This is a genomic window from Erwinia mallotivora, assembly GCF_000590885.1.
In the GTDB taxonomy this organism is placed as follows: Bacteria; Pseudomonadota; Gammaproteobacteria; order Enterobacterales; family Enterobacteriaceae; genus Erwinia; species Erwinia mallotivora.
The window spans coordinates 1-20,715 of the sequence record NZ_JFHN01000030.1 but is presented as its reverse complement, the minus strand read 5'-3'; the positions used below and the strand labels follow the sequence as shown (position 1 = coordinate 20,715).

Below are 20,715 nucleotides of genomic sequence, written 5' to 3'. Positions count from 1 at the left end.
GTCTGCCCGCCGGTACCAGCATGTCACTGGCGGTATGGCCGGGGCGCGATCACCGGATGAGAGAAACCTGTGCCACCAGCATCGATGCCCTTGCCGACGATCTGCTGCAACAGCCCTGCTTCACTCAATGGCCGCCACGGCAGCTGATTATTGTCGGCCACAGTATGGGCGCGCAGGTGGCATTTGCCGCCTGTCGTCGGCTGGAGCAGCGCAACACGCCGCCGCGTGGGCTGGTGCTGTCCGGCTGCCATGCCCCGCATCTTCGCGGACGTCGTCCCATCAGCCACCTTGCCGACGCGGAGTTTATCGCCCAACTGGTGGCGATGGGCGGCTGTGCGCAGGAGCTGATCGATGAGCCGACATTGTGGCCGGTTTTCATGCCGATGCTGCGGGCGGATTTTACCGCCACCGAGGCCTGGCATGACCCCCGGCTGCCGCAACCCGCTGAGCGGTTGCAGACGCCTACGCTTCTGGTGTGCGGCAGCGCGGATGCGGAAGCCAGCGCAAACGAGGTCGCGGCCTGGCAGGCGTGGCTGCGCTGTCACCACGGCCCGGTTTCCGTGGCGGGTGACCATTTTTATATCACGCGGCGTCCCGCCGCATTTCTTGAACACATCAGGCGCTGCTTTGATACGGGCGATTCACATGCGGATGCATGCACTTTCAGGTAAGGAACAGAGTCATGAGCGACATCGCGGTTTCCTCTCTCCCTCAGACCACCCAGGCAGTTCCCCTTGGGCGCTGTCTGGCACGCTGGGCACAACAATATGGTTCGCGCACGGCGCTGGTGGATGAACATCAGCAGCGCCTCTCTTATCAGCAACTGCATCAACGCAGCGAGGCGATTGCCGCCGGTCTGTATGCTGCCGGGCTACGCGCGGGCGATCCGGCGATGGTACAGATGCCCAACACGCCGGGATTCTTTCTGGTGTTCTTCGCCCTGCTGCGGCTGGGGGCCATCCCGGTGATGGCGATGCCAAACCAGCGCGAACAGGATATTGCTGCGTTAAGCGCGCTGGCATCGCCGGTGGCGCTGTTTATTCCTGACGGCGAAGAGTGGCTGGAAATCGCCACCCGGATGCGGCAGCAACACCCCTCGCTGCGGCTGATTGTCACCGACGGTGCGGGCAGCGATACGGAGCCATCGGTGCTGAGCCTCGCGGAACTGGACGGCACGGCCTGTCCCTGGCCGCAGCCCGCGCCGGAGGATACCGCGCTGCTGCTGCTTTCCGGCGGCACCACCGGCACGCCCAAGCTGATCCCCCGCACGCACGGTGACTATTTCTACAACTTCACCGCCTCTGCCCGGGTGTGTGGATTTGACAGCAGCACGGTCTTTCTGGCGGTGCTGCCCGCCGCGCACAATTTTACCCTCGCCTCGCCCGGCGTACTGGGGGCCTGGCAGTGCGGCGCAACCGTGGTCACCACCACCTCGGCCAGCTGTGATGAGGCGATGCCGCTGATTGCACAGCAACGCGTCACCCATGTGGCGCTGGTGCCGCCGCTGGCTAAGCTGTGGGTGGAAGGACGGGAATGGGAAGACAGCGACCTTTCCAGCCTGCGGGTGGTGCAGGTTGGCGGCGCACGGCTGGAGGCCGGACTGGCACAACAGCTGATAACCGTGCTCGGCTGCCAGCTGCAACAGGTGTTCGGTATGGCTGAAGGGTTGCTGTGCTATACCCGGCTGGACGATACACCGGATGCCATCATACATACCCAGGGACGCCCGCTGTCGCCGCAGGATGAGATTCGTATTGTGGATGAAGATGGCCGTGAGGTGGCAGAGGGCAAAACCGGTCAGCTGTTGACGCGCGGGCCTTACACCATTCGCGGCTATTTTCGCGCCCCGGAGCACAACGCGACGGCCTTCACCGCTGACGGGTTTTACTGTTCCGGCGACCTGGTGCGTCGCGACCCGCAGGGCAATCTGATTGTCGAAGGGCGCATTAAAGAGCAGATCAACCGCGCCGGAGAAAAAATTTCCGCCGCCGAGGTGGAGGAAGCGATTAGCGCACTGCACGGCGTGCATGCTGCGGTGGCGGTCGGCGTGCCGGATTCGCTGACCGGCGAACGCATCTGTGTCTTTATTAACAGCGGGGAACAGCACCTTGATCCGGCGCAGATCAAAGCAGAGCTGCGCCAACGGGGTATCAGCCACTATAAAATTCCCGATCAGATTGAACGCATCGCGGAATGGCCGCTGACGGCAGCGAGAAAAATCGATAAGCGTCGGCTGGTGGCGCTCGCCGTGCAGCGCGCAGCCACGCCCGCTCACCTTCAGCATTATCAGTCAACCCTGCTGGCACTCAGTGAACCGCCGTTCCAGATGGCGGTGAAGCTGGCCGGGCATCTGCGGCAGCAAAATCATACCTTCACGCTGTATGAACGCCACGGCGAGTGGGCGCTGGGGATCGGCGCGGTGATGGACATCACCGTCGGGGCCAACGGCGCGGTGCAACGCAGCGATGGCGGGCACTGGCAGGCCGCCTCTGTCGCCACAGGTATTGAACAGGCGCTGGCGACGGTGCCTTACAGCGGCTGGCGGGCCTATGGTCGCGCCGATTTTGAGCTGTCGTATCTCACCTGCGGTGTGGCACCGCGTCAGCCGTCGGCAACCGTTATGCGCCTCACGCTTCCCCGCTACGAGATCCGCCTGCGCCCCGGGACGGCGGATCTGCGTGCGCTGAATGACGAAGATTCAGCCTGGCTGGCCGCGCTGCTGGCGGAAGCCCGACAACAGCCGCTGCCCGCCTGTAGCATCCCGCTGAGCGTTGATGTACGCGCCGAGGGACAGCAGATGTACCAGCAACAGGTGGCGTCAGCGCTAGGTGATATGCAGCAGGGGCTTTATCAGAAGGTGATCCTCTCGCGCTGTGCCGAGCTGAAGATGCCGCTGGATATGGTGGCGAGCTACTACGCCGGTCGGCAGTTCAATACGCCAGCCCGTTCATTCCTGTTGCAACAGCCGGGCGAGCAGGCCTATGGCTTCAGCCCGGAAATTGTGGTGGCGGTGGATGCCAGCCGCCGGGTGACCACGCAACCGCTGGCGGGCACCCGCGCGCTGACCGCCGATGCCGCCGCAAATGCCGCGCTGCGCCAGCAGTTACTCTGTGACAATAAGGAGATTGCGGAACATGCGGTGTCGGTGAGGCTGGCAACCGAAGAGATGGAGCAGGTTTGTCGGGCAGGCAGCGTGACGGTAAACGGCTTTATGCAGGTGCTGGAACGCGGTAGCGTTCAACATCTGGCTTCGCAGGTCAGCGGCGTGCTGGCGGATGATGCCTCGCCCTGGCAGGCGTTTACCACGCTGTTCCCGGCGGTCACCGCATCCGGTATTCCCAAGCAGGCGGCGCTGGAGAGTATTCGCCGCTATGAGCAGGAAAAGCGCGGGCTGTACAGTGGCTGCGTGCTGATCGCCGACTGTGACGGATCGCTGGACGCCGCGCTGGTGCTGCGTTCCGCTTATGGTGATGGCGATCGTTACTGGCTGCGCGCCGGAGCCGGACTGGTGGCGCAATCAACGCCAGAGCGGGAATGGGAGGAGACCAGTGAAAAACTGAGTTCCGTAGCACCCTGGCTGTTCGCCGCAGAGATAACGGTGTGAGGAAAGGGTTTGCAGCGAGGATGCCGTGGTTTAACCCGGATGCTCGCTGACCAACCCGGCAACAGTGCGGCTGCCGTCGCTGAATACGGCAGCCGTCTGCGCTGGGTTACGCCAGCTGCTGGCCGTTACTGGCGATCACCTGCTGATACCAGTAAAAGGATTTCTTTTTATACCTGTCGCCGCTGCCGGACATGTTGTCGTCCAGATCGACATAAATAAAGCCGTAGCGCTTGCTCATCTCCCCGGTGGACATGCTGACCAGATCGATACAGCCCCAAGGCGTGTACCCCATCAGCTCCACGCCATCGTCAATGGCGTCGGCCATCGCCAGGATATGCTGTCGCAGGTAGTTGATCCGATAGTCATCAGCAATGTTAAAGTCAGCATCCGGCTTATCCACCGCGCCCAGACCGTTTTCCACGATAAACAGCGGTTTCTGATAGCGGTCATACAGCTGGTTCAACGCAATACGCAGCCCGGTCGGGTCGATTTCCCAGCCCCAGTCGCTGGCCTCCAGGAAGGGGTTGCGCGCGCCGCCCAGAAGATTGCCCTGCGCCTCATCGGTCGGCTGGCTTTTGTTTACCGTGGTGGACATTTAGTAGCTGAAGCCGATGTAGTCCACCGTGTTTTCCGCCATCAGTTGCAGGTCGCCAGGCTGAATATCCAGCTTCACCCCCAGTGACTGCCACAGGCTTTGCGCATAGTAGGGATATCTGCCGCCCGCCTGCACGTCCGCGCAGTAGAAATTAAACGCCTGATTCTGCTTCAGCGTCGCCAGCTGGTTGAGCGGATTACAGTCGTAAGCGTAGGCGGTGGCATAGAGGATCATGCAGCCGATGCGGATCTGCGGATTGATCTGATGGGCCATTTTTACCGCCATGCTGCTGGCAACAAACTGGTTGTGCCACGCCTGGTACTTCGCCTGTGCCTCCAGCGCGCCGGTTTTGACCGTCAGGCTCTGACTCATCATCGGGAAATGCGCCGCGCTGTTGATTTCGTTGAAGGTCATCCAGTATTTCACCTGCTGCCCGTAGCGCGTCAGCAGCGTTTCAGCAAAACGGGCAAAGTGCCCGATCACCTCGCGGTTTTTCCAGCCGCCGAAAGCTTTCGCCAGATGCAGCGGCATTTCGTAGTGAGAAATAGTGATCACCGGCTCAATACCGTGGTCACGACAGGTGGCAATCACCCGATCGTAGTGGCGCAGGCCCGCCTCATTGGGCTGCTGTTCGACGCCGTTCGGATAGATACGGCTCCAGGCAATGGAGAAGCGATAGCATTTGAAGCCCATCTCTGCGAAGAGCGCAATATCCTCGCCAAAGCGGTGATAGTGGTCGATCGCCTGATGATTGGGATAGGTGTAATGTTCCGGCTCCAGGGTAAAGTCAAAATCTGCTGAGGCCACGATCTTCAGCCGTGATTTGCCGCCGGGGATGGTATCGACAATCGACAGCCCTTTGCCATCCTCGTCATAAGCCCCTTCAACCTGATTGGCGGCGGTGGCACCGCCCCACATAAAACCTTCGGGAAAACGTTGTTTCATAACCACTCCTGTCTTAAATCCTGTTTAATCAGCGTGTCGTCGGTAACCCGACACCTCCCGAACCGGTGATTGTAAAGCAAACTGGCAACAGATTATCCGCCAGCGATCAAGCTGCGGGCATCTCACTTAACGGGCATCCTCATCTGGCCAGATGCCCGCGCCATAAAACGGCTGAACGGCTCGCTGTGCACGCCTGCCCTTTTCAGCCCTGCGGTTGCAGGCCTAAAACCTGCAACAGGGTATTGAGTTTGTTGCCGGTTTCGTGCCATTCGGCTTCGGGTGAGGACGCCGGAACGATGCCCGCACCGGCAAACAGCCGGATATGCCGGCCTGCCAGGGTAGCGCAACGAATGGTCACCACCCACTCACCGTTGCCTTCTTCGTCGCACCAGCCGACCATGCCGCCAAACAGTTTCCGCTCAAAGGGTTCCAGCCGGGCAATCCACTGCCGGGCCGCCGCATGGGGGTAACCGCTTAATGCAGGCGTCGGATGCAGCAGGCAGGCCAGCGACAGCGCGGTTTCCTGCGGCGAACGCACTTCACCCTCAATCGGCGTGGCCAGATGCCACAGGGTCGGGGTGGAGACAAGCTGCGGCTGCTGCGCGATGGCGAACGCGGTACTGCGCGGCTGAAGCAACTGCTGCATCGCCCGGGTCACCAGTTGATGTTCGTGACGGTCTTTCTGCGATTGCATCAGCTGCCTGCCAGTCGCCTCATCCCGTTCCGGGCTGTGCCTATCGCGACGGGCCGTACCGGCCAGCGGCAGCGAGGAGAAATGCTCAGCGGATTTACGTAGTAGCAGCTCCGGGCTGGCCCCCAGCAGGGTACTGCCATCGGCCAGCGGCAGGTAAAAATGGTAGCCGTCGGGGTTCTGCGCCATCAGCCGGTTGAGGATCTGCTCAGGCCGCACCGGCTGCGCGGTGGTGATATCGAGCAGTCGCGACAGCACCACTTTCTCCAGGCCGGGACGGGCGGTGGCGGAGATCGCCTGCGCCACCATCGCCATAAACGGCGCTTTCTCCGGTAGCGCACGGCAGGCGGTGATTTCAGGCGCTGGCAGGCCATCGATTTGCGGTGAACATGGCTGGCGGCTGAAGAACCGGGTCTGCCGGGGAATAAACAGTGCCGATGGCTGCCGGGTATCGAAGGGGACTGCGCCCACCAGCAGAGGACGGGCAATACCTGCCTGTCTGGCGGCAGTAAAGGCAGCGCGCACTGCCTGCTGAAACGTCCCATGCAGGTCATCCCCCTGCCAGGCGGGGGTTGTCACGCTGATAAATCGTCCTTCCGCGCTGAGGCTTTTCCACGGTGAGGTAAAGAAGAAACTCTGGCTGGCGGTTGCAACGGATAAGCATCGCGCGTCTGCCGCGATGTCTGTCTCCATGAAGGCCTCCCGTAATGGTTAACTATTATCGCTGCGGGCGACCACGCCGCCAGCAACGCCCATCGACACGCTTAATCCGCCATGGGGTGCCTGGTTCGCCCGGCTGCAGGCCGGATTTGGCCGGGCAGCGGCACTCTGCCAGGCAGGCATCAGGCGGCCGGTTTAAGATATTTCCACAGCCAGCGCCGGCTGGTCATCCGGCGGTAAAAGAAGGCACCGCGAATGATCCAGTCGAGGAACATCCCCAGCCAGATGCCCACCACGCCAAATCCCAGTACCACCCCAAGCAGGTAGCCGAAAACAATACGGCCTCCCCACATGCCCAGCATGGATACCCACATGGTGAAGCGGGCATCCCGCGCGCCCTTCAGTCCGGCGGGAAGCACCCAGGAGGCCGCCCAGAACGGCATAAAGGCGGCATTCATCCAGATGAGTATCTTCACCACGTGGATAACATCCTCCTCGCGGGTATAGAAAGCGGCCAACACGCCAGCTAAAGGCACAGAGAGCAGCGCCAGGAAACAGAGGCCAATTGATGACAGCCAGAAGATATGCCGCAGCTGGCGTTCAGGCTGACCGAGCTGACCTTTCCCCAGTCGGGTGCCGACGATGATGGTGGCGGCAGAACCCAGGGCGTTACCCGGCAGGTTAATCATTGAGGCAATGGAAAAGGCGATGAAATTCCCGGCGATCACATCGGTTCCCATACCGGCGACGAACACCTGAGTGAGTAATTTGCCGCCGTTGAACAGCACCGATTCAACGCTGGCAGGCACCCCGATACCCAGCACCTCCATCAGAATGCTGGTATTCAGCCGCGAAAAGTAGCTGCGCAGGGTAATTTTCAGCTGCGGGTTGAACCCAATCATCAGCACGTAAATCACCGCCGCCGCACCGACATAGCGTGACAGCGTCAGCCCCAGCCCGGCTCCGGCAAAACCCATCCCCTTCCAGCCAAAGCAGCCGTAAATCAGCGCGGTGCTGAAAATAATATTCAGGATATTCATGCCGCCATTGATCAGCATCGGGATTTTCGTATTGCCCGCACCACGCAGCGCGCCGCAACCAATCAGCGCGATGGCCGCCGCCGGATAACTCCAGGCGGTAATATTGAGGTAAATCAGCGCCAGCGCTTTGACTTTCGGTTCAGCACTGCCCGCAATCAGGTCGATAATCTGCTCACCAAAAAACTCAATGCCCGTCGCCAGCAGAATGGCAAACAGTGTCATCAGCACCAGCGACTGCCGGGCCGCCGCCTGCGCCCGTTCGCGGTTAAGCTTGCCCAGACTGAATGCCACCACGACGGTGGTGCCGAGATCAATGGCGGCAAAGAAGGAGATAATGACGATATTAAAGCTGTCGGCCAGCCCGACACCGGCCATCGCCTCTTTACCCAGCCAGCTCACCAGAAAGGTGCTGAGCACCCCCATCAGCAGGACGCAAAGGTTTTCAAAAAAAATCGGCACCGCCAGGGGCGTGATCTCACGCCAGAACAAAACCCGCGAGGAGTGTCTTTTTGGATACCATGCCGAATGCCTGATTGCCTGATGCAGAGTCACTCTGAAGTTTTGCAAGATCATTCCAGTCAGAAAAGAGGAAAGTGATGAGAGGGCTAAGGCAAATGATGGTTAAAGCCTGCGGAATATGCAAAGGCTTTTTCGTGATTTTCTCGCCGCATGGCGAACGCCGTGCATTACTTCGATCCAGAGAAAATTGGGATGGCTGAACGCGCTACCACTCAGCAGGGGTTGACTTCAGAGAGGGGGAGAGGCTGATTCTCAGGCTGGCTGTCATCGGCTGAAATAAACGAAGGGCGATGACCGCCCTCCGTTGTCGCACTGTCAGTGTGCTTTTGGCTCGCCCATCGCCTTCAGTTTTTTCGACAGGTCGCGGCGCTCTTTCGACAGATCGGCGTTTTTGATGATGTAGTCATCGACGCGGTCTTCATAGTCACTGCGCATACTGCTGATAATTTCCTGAATGGCTTCGATGCTCATGCCGGGCTTGATGTACTCGCTCAGGTTGTCCAGCAGCAGGACACGTTTCTGGTTATCGCGGATCTTTTTCTCGTTGTCGTGGATTTCGCGTTGCAGCTTATTCTTACGGCGAAACATGCGGACGAACTCCAGCACGTCCTGAAATGATTGCTTTGCATTTTCCATGGAGACACCTTTTATTCAGGCCTGCTTGTACAGGCGTTGTTATCGTCGCTCTTAGCTTAACGGCTTACCGCAGCCAGGAGCAATATCGAGTCGGACTGCCGCTATCTTAGCGCGAAGCGGCTTCGCCCGCAGTAAGTTATGCAAATCATTTATTTACGCAGGGCCAGCCGGATAAGATCGGACAGCCTTTCCAGCTGCCCGGCCATCTCCAGATTCAGCCAGACATAGCCGTGGATGGGGGTCTCCACCAGCTCATCATCGCTGGATTCTTTGATAAGTTGCCGCAGTTCACGGCTGATATCCGCCAGCACCGCGCCGTTTGCGGCGATGTTATCGGTATTGCCATCAATCACCGCGGCCGACAGCGCCCGCAGGGTGCTCTCGGTCATCTGTTGGGTACGCCGCAGCGTCGGGGCATGTAGCATAATCAGATGACTCTGCCGTGAAGCCCAGCAGGCGTTGATCATCAGCTCCAGCGTGCAGACCAGGTTACGGTTCAGGGTCTGAATACCCTCAAACACCGAACGCGGCGTGCGGGTCTCTTTACTGGAAGGTTCAATCAGCGCGCGCATCTTCACCACGCCGGTCAGCAGACGCTGTAATGGCCGGTTCAGACGTGGTTTTTCCACCAGATTCGGTGAAAAACCGGCATGATAAATTTTTGCCGTCTCCAGCAGAGAATCAGACAGCTTGATTCGCCAGTGGATCCAGGCTTTCTGCGGGAAGATGCTGGTAAACAGTAACGCCAGCAGCGAGCCAAGCACCACATCCCCACCCCGCCACAGCGCGGTGTTCATGTCACCCGGCGGCGCACCACAAATCACCGCCAGCGTGATCCCGATCAGCAACGCCATATACGGATGTTTACCCAGGGTCAGAAACCCGCAGATAAACATCACCACCGTGCACCAGAGCAGCATGACGGGCAGCGAGAATAACTCCAGCTTCAGCGCGATCAGACCAGAAACGGAACCAAATACGGTGCCACCGATGCGCTGTACGGCGCGCGGCAGCACGTTCCCCCAGGATGATACCGGCCCCATCACCACCACCAGGGTGATCAGCGGCCAGGTGCCTTCCGGGATGTGCAGCAGGCGCACCAGCAAAAAAGTCAGCACAAACGCCAGCGCAATGCGAATGCCATGCACGATGCGATAGTTGCGATAAAGCGTGAATTCGAGGGCCGTCAGCGGCTTGTCGGGGCGCAAAGCACTCTCCTGAGCTAGTTAACCGCCGCGATCATACCCTATAAAATTTCCGGAAGATTGATCCCAGTTATCTGAAAAATGGTTGCCGGAAAATAAATGACGCGCTCTCAGGCTATGGTTTTATGCCAGCGCCTGTCACTCCGTTGAAAAAGCGCGGATGGGTCTTCTGCATAGTTACCTGATGTAACAAATTTTCTTCCGTCGGGTTGTCTGAAGGGTTGGGGACAGAAAACGAGTACGTCGCCAGACATGACGACTGAGTGCAGTAACAATTTATCGCTCTGACGACCAGAAGGCTTTCTCTTTATTGAACAGGCTGATTACTCTCATCAACTAAAGCTTCAGGCAATCTGGCTGAACCGGCATAATTTCAGACGGAAATTAATGCATTCAGCTGGCAGAAATAACCGCAGGCAGGCGGAGAAAAAGCGTGTTTTTCTGTGTGGTTGAAGGAGTAAACACGTGATGAAGATAAAACTGTTTTGCAGCAGCAGACAAAGCATGAACCATCACTGCTCTTACTCCAATATTCTCAGCTACCCGATGAATGCGCATAATCGCATCATGCAGCAGGTCTGCACCCAGGCCTGTACCGTGGAAACTCACATCAACTGCCAGACGCGCCAGAATGATAACAGGGATGGGATCAGGCATATTTCGTCTTATACCCCCGGTAGCAACGGCATGAGTCACGCTACCAGTCGCTAAAGAATAGAAACCCACCACCTCAGAACATTGTTCCCTGCATATAACAAAGGTCCTGGTAACAAAGGTCCTGGCCGCACCACCAGACTGATTTTTTAATCCCCGGTTTTTGAGCCACTCATCCAGCGAATCTTCTCCACAGTTAAATGCTGAAAGAATATGTGAAGAATCCAACGGGGTTGGTGCTGTTACTTTTCCCACTGAGGTTTTCTCGCCATTAATGCATCTAATGCCGGATTTGCAGTAACGGGCGCATCGAGCATAGCGATAAATTCCGCATATTGATCATCATTGAGATTAAATGTCCGTCGATCAAGAATGACGTTTTCAGCTGCCTGGCAGGCCATCTCAAGAATAAAGTCGGTGCGTGACTTGTGGAGAATGTCTGCCGCTGTATCGATCAGTGCCCTCTGAGCTTCTTTGGCACGAATATTAAGCTGAACATTAGATTTCACCGGGCACTCCTTGTATAGCAATTAATATACGTAGTCTACACCCTGCATGTAGCAAACGCTATACAGATTCAACTCTTTCGCTTTAAGGAATGAATTCAATTAAATGAATTAACTGACAGAGCGAATGGTACAGGGCACTTTCGATTCGCAGTAAAAGTGCCATTTCGTCAGCAGGATGCAGCAAAGCCTGTGCTACGCAGGCAGATAACGTGCCAGCCAGTGATAAAGCCCCATTCCTGCCAGCATCGCCAGCACGAACAGCGCCCCCTTCGTTACGCCGCTGGCCAGCAGGATCAGCGCCGGACCCGGACAGATCGCCGCCAGGCCCCAGCCGGTGCCAAACAGCAGCGCACCCGCAATCAGACGCCAGTCCGGCCGCACGGCAACCGGAAGATTCATGCTGCCGCCGAGAACCGGCCGCCCCCGCCTGGCCGCCAGACGAAAAGCGGTCAATCCAACCACTACCGCCCCAGCCATTACCAGCGCCAGGGACGGGTCCCATAACCGGGTAATGTCCAGAAAACCCAGTACCTTCGCCGGATTCGCCATCCCGCTGATAATCAGCCCGCAGCCAAACAACAGCCCGCAAAGCAGGGAAACAAGCATTTTCATTCTGCCTCCTGTTTAAGGCATGAAACCAACCACCAGCATCGCCGTCGCCATAAAAATCAGCGTGGCGACCAGCGAACGTAATGAGAGTCGGGACAGGCCGCAGACGCCGTGACCGCTGGTACAGCCCGAACCCAGTCTTGTACCAACGCCAACCAGCAGTCCGGCCACCATCAATCGTCCCCATGAGGTGTTAACCGTGATCTCCGGCAGGGTGGCAAACAACGAAAAAACTACCGGGGCCAGCAGAACGCCCGCCAGGAAGGCGATACGCCACTGTTGTTCTGACCACGAAGCGGGGAGTAAGCCGCCGATAATGCCGCTGATGCCCATGATGCGCCCGCAAAAAATAATCAGTATCCCGGCGGCAGCGCCAATCAGGATGCCCCCGGCCACACTGTGAAACGGCGTGAAGTGTTGCAGATCGATAACCATCTGTCAGGCTTCCCGCCGGAAACGATTGAGGGGAATTTTCAGGTAGCGCTCACCATCGGCTTCGGGGTCAGGAAGTTCACCGCCGCGGATATTAATCTGCAACGCCATCAGCATTAAGTCCGGCAGAGGCAAGGTGGCATCACGCTGTTCACGACGGGCAATAAAGCTGGCCTCGTTCTGACCAGCCAGCCAGGGATTGCTGCTCAGTTGCTGTGAAAGGGTACTTTCACACTGCATCTCGCGCCCGCCGGGACGGTAATCATGCCCGGTGAACAGGCGGGTATGCTGCGGCAGTTGCAGAATACGCTGCACGGATTGCCATAAGGCGGCAGCGCTGCCGCCGGGAAAGTCCGTTCTGGCCGTGCCGCTGTCCGGCATAAACAGGGTATCGTGAATAAAAGCACAGTCCGCAATATGGTAAGTCACCGAGGCCAGAGTATGACCGGGTGAAAGCAGCACTTCCGCCCGCAGATTACCAATATAAAACGGGTCGCCATCGCTGAATAAAGCATCCCACAGGGTGTGAGGTTCAGGAATATCGCTCAGGTGATAAAGCTTTTGCCACAGTGCCTGCACCTCGGTCACTTTTTCGCCGATGCCTTTCAGCGCACCGGTTTGTTGCGCCAGCCAGGCGGCGGCGGAGAAGTGATCGGCATGGGGATGGGTATCCAGTACCCAGGAAACCCGCCACTGCCGCTGTGCAATAAAATCCAGTATGCGCTGCGCCTGTTGATATGACACGCTGGCGCTGTTGCGATCGAAATCAAGCACCGGGTCAATAATCGCGCAACGCCGGGCTGCCGCATCGGCAATCACATACTGAAGGCTGCCGCTTTCCGGCTCGTAGAAAGGGTGTACTTCCGCCTGCGCCTCTGTTTTACCAATCCCGCCGTACCACGCCAGCGCCCGCTCCGCATCCCCCCCCGACTGCTGACAGCGTTGCCGGAAGCGGCCTTCGTCGATCTGCCCGGTGTGCAGTTGATAGAGTAAAAAAAGGCTGGCGGAGCGCGCGCCACTGCGGCAGTGAGCCAGGGTTTTCTTGTCCTGCCTGAGCAGATGGTGGAAGGCAAAGACATCATCAAGCGTCAGGGAGTCCCAGTTGAAAGGTAATGAGACATACTCCATGCCCGACTGCCGCACCAGCGCGCGCTCCTGCTGATGACTGAGTGGACTCTGCTCTTCATCTTCGGGACGATTGTTGATCACGCGCTGGTAGCCCTGTTGCTTCAGCCACGCAATATCATCAGCATTCAGCGCCCCGGCAAACGAAAGCTGTTGATTGTTTTCTCGGATATCCATCTTCGGTTCCTGTTATCTGCACAAATTGAGACTTTGCAAAGGCTTCATCCCACAGAGAAAGCCGTCAGGCGAACGCAGCAACGCACAGCGGCGGGCAAAGAAGTTCGCTAATGGATGAGGCCCTGCAAAATCATGTAACTGGCCATCAACAGCAGCATCACCGAAAAGAGCGTGTTGATGGTTTTTTCATTTTTTTTCAGCCGGTTGGCAAATGTCACCCCCAGCATGCCACCCGGCAGGCCGCCGACAATAAGCCAGACCGTCAGCGAAACAGAGATCTTACCTGCCAGCGCGTAACTGACGCTGGTTGCCATTCCCATGGCAAAAACCACCATCAGCGATGTGGCTATCGCACTGACCAGAGAGAGACGAAAAAACCAGACCAGCAGCGGCACCACCAAAAAACCGCCACCGATCCCCAGCAAACCCGCCATCACCCCGGTCCCGGCAACGCCAGACCAGACCAACGCGGGCGGGAAGGTGATGACATCTGCGGCTCCGGGGTGGGTGCAGGTACGATTTTTTCTCAGCATCACGCTGGCAATCACCAGCATCAGTAATGCAAAGGGGATCAGCAGGTAATGCCCGTCGATGGCTTTCCCCAACGCCGCCCCCGTCAGCGCCCCCAGCACGGCAACAGATGAGACGCCCAGCCCTTTTGCCCAGGCAACATGGCCTTTACGGGCATGAGCACAGAGGTTAAACAGTGCACTGATGGCAACCGCCATTGCGCTGGTGCCAATAACCTTATGAATATCGGGTATTTTCACCACATACAGTAACAGGGGAACGCATATGACCGAGCCTCCCCCGCCGGTCAGCGCCAGAAGAAAGCCAACCATTGCCCCCGTAGCAATTAACAGGATGATGCTGTGTGAGGATAAACAGATAATTTCCTGCATGATGACATCCATTCCTGCCGCATGAGTGGAAGGATTTAAATACGGCTAAAATAATCTGTCAACGACTTATTCTTTTTGGCTATTATATATAGCAAAAAGTTATCATATTATTTTTTTATAACTTTAAATTCTATGTAAATACTTTTTCACCAGGCCGGGATCTACTATGTTGAAAAATAATATGGAGACCTGCATGAATATAAACCATGAAAACCGACCTCCTCACCTGGTGGTGATTGGTGGCGGCAGCGCTGGGATCAGCCTTATCGCCAGTCTGAAAAAGAGAATAAAAAATATAGCCATTACGCTGATCGAACCGGCTGAATATCATTATTATCAGCCAGCCTGGACACTGGTCGGCGGTGGCGCTTTCGATATAAGAAAAACCCGAAGAGAAATGAAATCAGTTATTCCGGATAATGTTATCTGGCTTAAAGATAAAGTTATCCGGGTGGCGGCTGAAGATAAATATATTGAGACAGAAAACGGTAAAAAGCTCGATTATGATTATCTGGTCGTTGCCTGCGGCCTGACACTCCGCTGGGACAAAATAGCCGGGCTTGAGGAGACGCTGGGGCGCAATGGCGTCACCTCCAACTACCGTTATAACCTGGCAAGCTATACCTGGCAGTTGGTAAAGGAATTACGGCAGGGAAATGCGGTCTTTTGTCAGCCACCCGTCCCCATCAAATGTGCCGGTGCTCCCCAGAAAGCGCTTTATCTCTCCTGCGATCACTGGCGGCGCCAGGGCTGTCTTGAAAAGATTAACGTCAGTTTCTGTCTTGCCGGACAGGCGATTTTTGGCGTGCCTGAGTTTGTTCCCCCGCTGAAACGCTATCTGGCTAAGTATCGGGCGGCGGTCCATTTCCAACACAATCTGATTCGGGTTGACGGTGAACGCCGCCAGGCCACCTTTTCTCTTACCGGTGAAGGCCAGCAGGCGCAGGAAGTGACGCTGCCTTTTGATATGCTCCATGTGGTGCCGCCACAAAGTGCGCCGGATTTTATCGCCCACAGCGGTCTGGCTGATGCGGCTGGCTGGTGTGATGTGGATAAATACCGTCTGCAACACCCTCGCTGGCCTGAAATTTTTGCCGTGGGCGACTGCTGTGGCACACCTAATGCCAAAACGGCGGCGGCGGCACGCAAACAGGTGGTGGTGGTGGCAGAAAATCTTGCGGCCCTGCTTAACCACCACCCACTCCGGTCACAGTACGATGGCTATGGCTCATGCCCGCTGACCGTTGAAAAAGGCAAAGTGGTGCTGGCAGAGTTTGGCTATGAAAACAGGTTATTACCCACCTTCCCTTTCCTCGATTCGTCACGGCCCGGCAGATTGGCCTGGTGGCTCAAAGCCTGGTTTCTGCCACGATTTTACTGGCGTGGAATGCTGCGTGGAGTGGAATGGTTTGCCCGCAGCCAGCCTGACAACAAAAAATAACGCTGGCGGCTCGTTCTGCCAGCATCGCTAAAGGGATGATGTCATCCGTTAAGCCAGCAAAGGCGACCCCAACGGGCCGCCGACCACTTAAAATTTCCGGCTGAAATAGTCTTTAATCCGGGTGATGATCCCTGCCTGCGCCACCTCATTCAGGGTGACCAGCGGATAAGAAGCCACCGGCTTATCGCCGTCAACCAGTTGGATGGTCCCGACCTGCTGATGCAGCTTAAGCGGGGCCTGCAAATCCTTGCTGTCGATAACGTACTTCGCTTTAATTCTTTTCACCGCGTCACGCGGCAGTGCGAGATAAACATCTTTATCACTGCCCACCGCCACCTGATGAGGATTGCCATACCAGACGTTTTCATGGCCAATCTCTTTTCCGGCATGGAACAGCTGAATAGTGTCGAAATTATTCTGCCCCCATACCAGCAGCTTCCGCGCCTGCTCTTCACGACCTTTGGCGCTTTTTCCGCCCATGATCACCGCGATCAGACGACGCTGACCATCAACGCTGGAGGCAATAATGTTAAAACCGGCCGTTTCCGTGTGCCCGGTTTTCAGTCCATCAACGTGCAGCGTTTTATCCCACAGCAGGCCGTTACGATTCTGCTGAGTGATACCGTTCCAGGTCAGGGATTTCTCACTGTACATCTGATAGAAGTCAGGCTCGCCGTAGATAATCGCCCTGGAAAGTTTTGCCAGATCGCCCGCAGAGCTGTACTGACCGGGCGCATCCAGCCCGTGTACCGTTTCGAAATGGGTGTTAGTCAGTCCCAGTTTTTGCACATACTGGTTCATCTGCTGCACAAAGGCTGACTGGCTGCCGGCAACATAATCCGCCAGCGCCACGCAGGCATCGTTGCCGGAATCGATGATTACGCCACGGCTGAGGTCACGTACCGATACCTTTTCTCCCGGTTTAAGAAACATCAGCGACGAGCCCTGGAATTCCGCATTGCCCGCAGCCCAGGCGTCTTTACCTACCGTCACTATGTCATCCCTGGTAATACGCTTGCTGTCGATGGCCCTGTCCACCACATATCCGGTCATCAGCTTGGTCAGACTGGCCGGGTTACGGCGTTCATCCGCGTTGCCCTGCGTCAGCACCTGGCCGGTAGTGGCATCCATCAGCACCCAGGATGCGGCGTCAATCGCCGGTGGCGTAAGGGGAAAAGCTAACGGGTTTGGCTCAGCCTGCGCGGCGGCGGCGACCAGAAAAAGACTGGTAGTGACTAACTGGCACTTCTTCAACGGAAAACCCTCAATAATCGGCTGTAGAAAAAAACAGTCTGTTGTACGGGATCCCGTAACAAATTGGGTGAGTAAATTGCAAGAAAATATTAATTTTCAGCCGATTAGCGCCTGCTCCCTGCTGTTTTTTCATCTGTTGCCACGCTAAGCCCCCAGCGGGGCTGTGCCAGGGATAATCTGATAAATTTTACTTCCGGAACATAATGGCTTGCCAATTGTTACAACTATTTTACCCTTTATCTGCAAAACACTAACTTAAGGGTTAAATATGTCTTCTTCGAGGGGCTGGTCCACCGAACTGGAAGGGCTGCGCGGTATTGCATCGCTCTGGGTGCTGGTAGGCCACATCAGCTTGCTGACTCACTGTCATATCACGCTGATTTCCTCACCGGGTATCGGTGTTGATCTTTTTATTCTGCTCTCCGGCTACCTGATGGCGAAAAACTACGTCGAACGTCAGCATAAAGAACCCTGGCAAAGCGCCAGTACTATCAGGAAATTCTGGACACGCCGCTTTTTTCGTATTGCCCCGCTCTACTATTTACTGCTGATCGTGGCGTTGATTTATGGTCCGTGGTTCGGCGAAATGCGCGATACCATCGCTCAGTTTTATGCCGGAACCTCAACCGAAAGCTCACGTTACAGCGATCAATCACTGGCAAATATCCTGACACACTTCAGTTTTCTGTTTGGAATGCTGCCCGCCTGGAGTTTCAACACGGTGCTGCCTGACTGGAGCATTGGTCTGGAGATGCAGTTCTATTTGCTGTTCCCGTTTATCATGCTGGCGGTGATGCGATTTGGCTATGCCACCGCCCTGATTAGCATTATTGCCCTGTGCTGCGTGGGGCGTTATCTGCTGGCGGATTATTATCTGGCCTTCGAAATGCCCTCGATGATCCTGATTAAACTCAATATGTTTATCTCGGGAATGCTGCTGGCGGAAGCGGTGCGGCGCAAAGCGTTGCGCTATGTCGCCTTTGCCCTGCTCGGCCCGGTGGCAAGTGTGATTATTGGACCACAGCCGATCCCGCTGCAAATTGTGATGGAAGTGGTGATGATTTTAGCTATGGCGGCCATTCTCTGGCAGCACGTTGAGGGAAGTGTGACCGCACGTCTGATTGCCGTACCGCGCAGCCTGCTGAATAACCGCCTCAGTACCTGGCTGGGTGACGTGTCATTCTCCGTTTATCTGCTGCATCTGCTGATCGTGATCCCTTGCATTGCCCTGCTGCTGCGTCATACCGGCCTGTCGACCAGCAGCGATATCGTGCGTTTTGCAGCAGTCTGCGCGATTAGCATCCCGGTTACTTATGCGCTGGCGGCCCTGCTGTTTAAGTTCGTCGAGAAACCGGGAATTTTGCTGGGTAAGAAGGTGCTGTCTTCATCATCTGCGCAGCGAGACCTGGCAAGCTGAACGATAAGCGGCCTCGCCCTGACGCCTAACTGATAAGCCCGGTATGGGCTTATTTTAATGGCTGAACAGGTGCCCGGCTCAGAGTAACAACCGGGCACCTGACTGATAACATCGGGGAGATCAGCGGAGCGGGTTCTGGCCGACTGCTATTTCCATTTCCGGTCTTCGCGCCAGCCAAAACTCAGATAGTGTTGAACCGCGTCCACCCCGGCAGCGGCGACATCGGGATTTAACTGGTAATATCTTTCCTGGGTAAATCCTTCAGGTGCTCTTTTAGGTAAATATTTCTCTTTTATTTCGGCGTAATCATCCACCAGCTGACGCACTTTGTTATCGAGAGAGAGTTGCAGATTTTTAGCCTGCTCCATTTTTTCAAAAAGAGTCATCCCCCCCGACAATCCTGGCGACCATAGTCTTTTGCTGACATCTCTTTTTTTATAAATCGGCCACTGATGATATGTTGAAGAGAAATTATCGATCTCAATTGGGTTTATGTTAACGCCGGTTTCTGCCTCAGCGTAATTAAGTGAAAGTTGATCGCGTCGGCTATATCTCAAAACCTGCCGGTACCAGCTCTCCATTAAATCAATCACATGTTTTTTCATATGATTTCGAACCAGTATTGCTGACCAGTAGGGTTTTAATTTCAGTACTTCACTGTGGGTTAACTGATAATGATTCATCTGTTCGAAAATTCGTGCGGAATCGTCCAGCCCCCCTCTGGCAACTTCCAGAAACTCTTCATATACGTGTTCGCGAAATGAGTGTAGAGGCACGGAAATATCACTGTTCTCACAGAAAGTATTAATGATTTCCACAGGGTTACGTTTCAGGTAGATGGTATTATCGATATACAGTGAACGTTCAAATTCGGGCAGAAAACGATGGGGTAATATTTTTAAAATACGCTGACTACGCACCGTATCCATAGGAAATGCTGGTTTTACCACACGAATTTCCCATGTTTTACTGGTCAGGGTGGGGTCGTCGGTGAGACAAATTTTTGCCAGGCTGCTTGCGGCAATTTCAGATGGCAATTCGTTTAATTCTTCATAGCCACCAATTATAACCGTATATAAGCACATGCTGCTTTTGTGTTCTTGCATTGCAACTACCCTCTGCTCTTTTAAGCAAAAATGCATTAATAAGATAGAAAAAACAAGCTTTAAAAAGCGATTTAATTATCTCATTCATTCTCTGTTTATATTTAACACAAAGTAATGCAAGATTTAACACCATAGCAATAGCCAATATCTTAAATTGATTATTTTTATTCACAGCGCCGGACAAAAAACCGAAATTATAAAATAATAAATGGCATCAATTTAAATATGAAAAATGGATTAAACATCTTCCGCCAGATAAATTTCATTAATAAATAATGGAACTAAAATTTGCAATAAAATAACCATCAGCAAAAATTAACGTTATGTCTGCGACAGTTGCTGACCGTCTGCGTTCAGATAACACGTAACAGCAATCCTTCGTGTTTTGTATCATCAGTGCACGGGGCCGGAACTGAGTTATCATCGCTAACACCCGTAACTGATTGACGTAATCAGAGAGCAACAGCACCTCGACAGGAGTTGAATCGCTACTTCAGGCTTTTTGCGTAACGCAGCCGGGTTGTATATATTTACCGCAGTTTTTTTCGACACCTCTGGTACTGCCATTGACGGCAATCAACAACGTTAATTAATAACGAACGGAGCACGGAAGCATGGCGCGTAATATAGCCCCCGGATATTGTGTGGTGAATCGACCCGGCCCGCTGGATTATCAGGCGCGGGAACTGTTCAGGGACACTCGTTCCCCTGCCACCCAGCTGTTTATGAAACTCAACGCGGATACCCGATACCTCAGGCCCGGCCAGATTTTAATTGTGGCTGACCCGGATACCCCACCCCGGCTGACAATGCATATGCTTAACACGCTGAGACAGGCTAAGAATAAAACCAATGCCGCATTTATCGGCGTTAATAGTGACGACGCCGGTTTTATGCACCGACATTACGGGCTGATTGCCGCGCTGACCGGTGCCGGAGACAAGATTTTCAGCACCGCGGGCGATGTCGGAGAACGCTATTTCAGGGCCATTGAGCAGACCCTGAAAAAAATTGAGGTCAGCTACCAGAACCAGTTCCGCACTCAAGGCACCCTGATCGGCCAGCAGTTTTTCGTCGAGCGTAATCAGTTGCTCAGTCAGCTAAAAGAGCTGGTCAATAAACCGCTGTTAAAATCCCTTGCGCGCTATACGGTTAAATTCCGACAGTATGAGAATCTGAAGCGGGCGTTAAACC

The 20,715-nt window shown here is 55.4% G+C and carries 16 protein-coding genes and 3 pseudogenes; 6 read left to right on the top strand and 13 right to left on the bottom strand.

Annotated features, from left to right (window positions below):
• From BG55_RS05820 to BG55_RS23185, 3 genes and pseudogenes are all read left to right on the top strand, one after another.
• Positions 1-671 (top strand): thioesterase II family protein (locus BG55_RS05820; RefSeq protein WP_235192725.1); only part of this gene is annotated, 671 nt, incomplete at its 5' end.
• Between the two features lie 11 nt (positions 672-682).
• A pseudogene (locus BG55_RS23190) lies at positions 683-2,257 on the top strand ((2,3-dihydroxybenzoyl)adenylate synthase); the annotation flags it as partial.
• A gap of 69 nt (positions 2,258-2,326) precedes the next feature.
• Positions 2,327-3,604, top strand: a complete 1,278-nt coding sequence (locus BG55_RS23185; protein ID WP_235192726.1) for a salicylate synthase — start codon at positions 2,327-2,329, stop codon at positions 3,602-3,604.
• A 106-nt stretch (positions 3,605-3,710) separates the two neighbouring features.
• On the opposite strand, the pseudogene BG55_RS05810 reads toward BG55_RS23185, so the two are convergent.
• From BG55_RS05810 to BG55_RS05760, 11 genes and pseudogenes are all read right to left on the bottom strand, one after another.
• A pseudogene (locus BG55_RS05810) lies at positions 3,711-5,144 on the bottom strand (glycoside hydrolase family 1 protein).
• Positions 5,145-5,346: 202 nt separating this feature from the next.
• On the bottom strand, positions 5,347-6,528 hold the full coding sequence (locus tag BG55_RS05805) for an isochorismate synthase (protein ID WP_034935379.1): 1,182 nt from the start codon (positions 6,526-6,528) through the stop codon (positions 5,347-5,349).
• 149 nt (positions 6,529-6,677) lie between these two features.
• Positions 6,678-8,108: an EmmdR/YeeO family multidrug/toxin efflux MATE transporter gene (locus BG55_RS05800; RefSeq protein WP_052018710.1), complete on the bottom strand. Its 1,431-nt coding sequence runs from the start codon at positions 8,106-8,108 to the stop codon at positions 6,678-6,680.
• Positions 8,109-8,369: 261 nt separating this feature from the next.
• Positions 8,370-8,690, bottom strand: coding sequence for a DUF496 family protein (locus tag BG55_RS05795; protein WP_034935372.1), 321 nt, complete (start codon positions 8,688-8,690; stop codon positions 8,370-8,372).
• A 149-nt stretch (positions 8,691-8,839) separates the two neighbouring features.
• Entirely contained in the window at positions 8,840-9,898 is a 1,059-nt protein-coding gene (locus BG55_RS05790; protein ID WP_034935370.1) for an FUSC family protein, read from the bottom strand.
• A gap of 390 nt (positions 9,899-10,288) precedes the next feature.
• A complete protein-coding gene (locus tag BG55_RS05785) occupies positions 10,289-10,804 on the bottom strand; it encodes a GNAT family N-acetyltransferase (RefSeq protein WP_034935369.1) in 516 nt (171 codons plus the stop codon).
• Entirely contained in the window at positions 10,792-11,058 is a 267-nt protein-coding gene (locus BG55_RS05780; RefSeq protein WP_034935368.1) for a type II toxin-antitoxin system TacA family antitoxin, read from the bottom strand. The genes BG55_RS05785 and BG55_RS05780 overlap by 13 nt, the downstream gene beginning before the upstream one ends.
• Positions 11,059-11,250: 192 nt before the next feature.
• Positions 11,251-11,670 (bottom strand): DUF6691 family protein, encoded by a 420-nt coding sequence (locus BG55_RS05775; RefSeq protein ID WP_034935367.1) that lies wholly within the window; start codon positions 11,668-11,670, stop codon positions 11,251-11,253.
• 12 nt (positions 11,671-11,682) lie between these two features.
• Complete coding sequence (locus tag BG55_RS05770; RefSeq protein ID WP_034935366.1) at positions 11,683-12,102, bottom strand: YeeE/YedE family protein; 420 nt, start codon at positions 12,100-12,102, stop codon at positions 11,683-11,685.
• Positions 12,103-12,105: 3 nt separating this feature from the next.
• Entirely contained in the window at positions 12,106-13,401 is a 1,296-nt protein-coding gene (blh, locus tag BG55_RS05765) for a bifunctional sulfur transferase/dioxygenase Blh (RefSeq protein ID WP_034935364.1), read from the bottom strand.
• A 107-nt stretch (positions 13,402-13,508) separates the two neighbouring features.
• Positions 13,509-14,303 (bottom strand): sulfite exporter TauE/SafE family protein, encoded by a 795-nt coding sequence (locus tag BG55_RS05760; protein ID WP_034935362.1) that lies wholly within the window; start codon positions 14,301-14,303, stop codon positions 13,509-13,511.
• Positions 14,304-14,496: 193 nt separating this feature from the next.
• On the opposite strand from BG55_RS05760, the gene BG55_RS05755 reads away from it, so the two are divergent.
• Entirely contained in the window at positions 14,497-15,744 is a 1,248-nt protein-coding gene (locus BG55_RS05755; RefSeq protein WP_034935385.1) for an NAD(P)/FAD-dependent oxidoreductase, read from the top strand.
• A gap of 87 nt (positions 15,745-15,831) precedes the next feature.
• Here the strand turns inward: BG55_RS05755 and dacD are convergent, their stop codons facing one another.
• Positions 15,832-16,998: a serine-type D-Ala-D-Ala carboxypeptidase DacD gene (dacD, locus tag BG55_RS05750; protein ID WP_034935361.1), complete on the bottom strand. Its 1,167-nt coding sequence runs from the start codon at positions 16,996-16,998 to the stop codon at positions 15,832-15,834.
• A gap of 268 nt (positions 16,999-17,266) precedes the next feature.
• Here dacD and BG55_RS05745 point away from each other — a divergent pair, with 268 nt between their 5' ends.
• Positions 17,267-18,415 (top strand): acyltransferase family protein, encoded by a 1,149-nt coding sequence (locus tag BG55_RS05745; RefSeq protein ID WP_034935359.1) that lies wholly within the window; start codon positions 17,267-17,269, stop codon positions 18,413-18,415.
• A 146-nt stretch (positions 18,416-18,561) separates the two neighbouring features.
• Here the strand turns inward: BG55_RS05745 and BG55_RS05740 are convergent, their stop codons facing one another.
• The gene (locus tag BG55_RS05740; protein WP_235192724.1) at positions 18,562-19,557 is read right to left on the bottom strand and encodes a glycosyltransferase domain-containing protein; all 996 of its coding nucleotides are present in this window, start codon (positions 19,555-19,557) and stop codon (positions 18,562-18,564) included.
• A gap of 578 nt (positions 19,558-20,135) precedes the next feature.
• On the opposite strand from BG55_RS05740, the pseudogene BG55_RS05735 reads away from it, so the two are divergent.
• A pseudogene (locus tag BG55_RS05735) lies at positions 20,136-20,715 on the top strand (hypothetical protein); the annotation flags it as partial.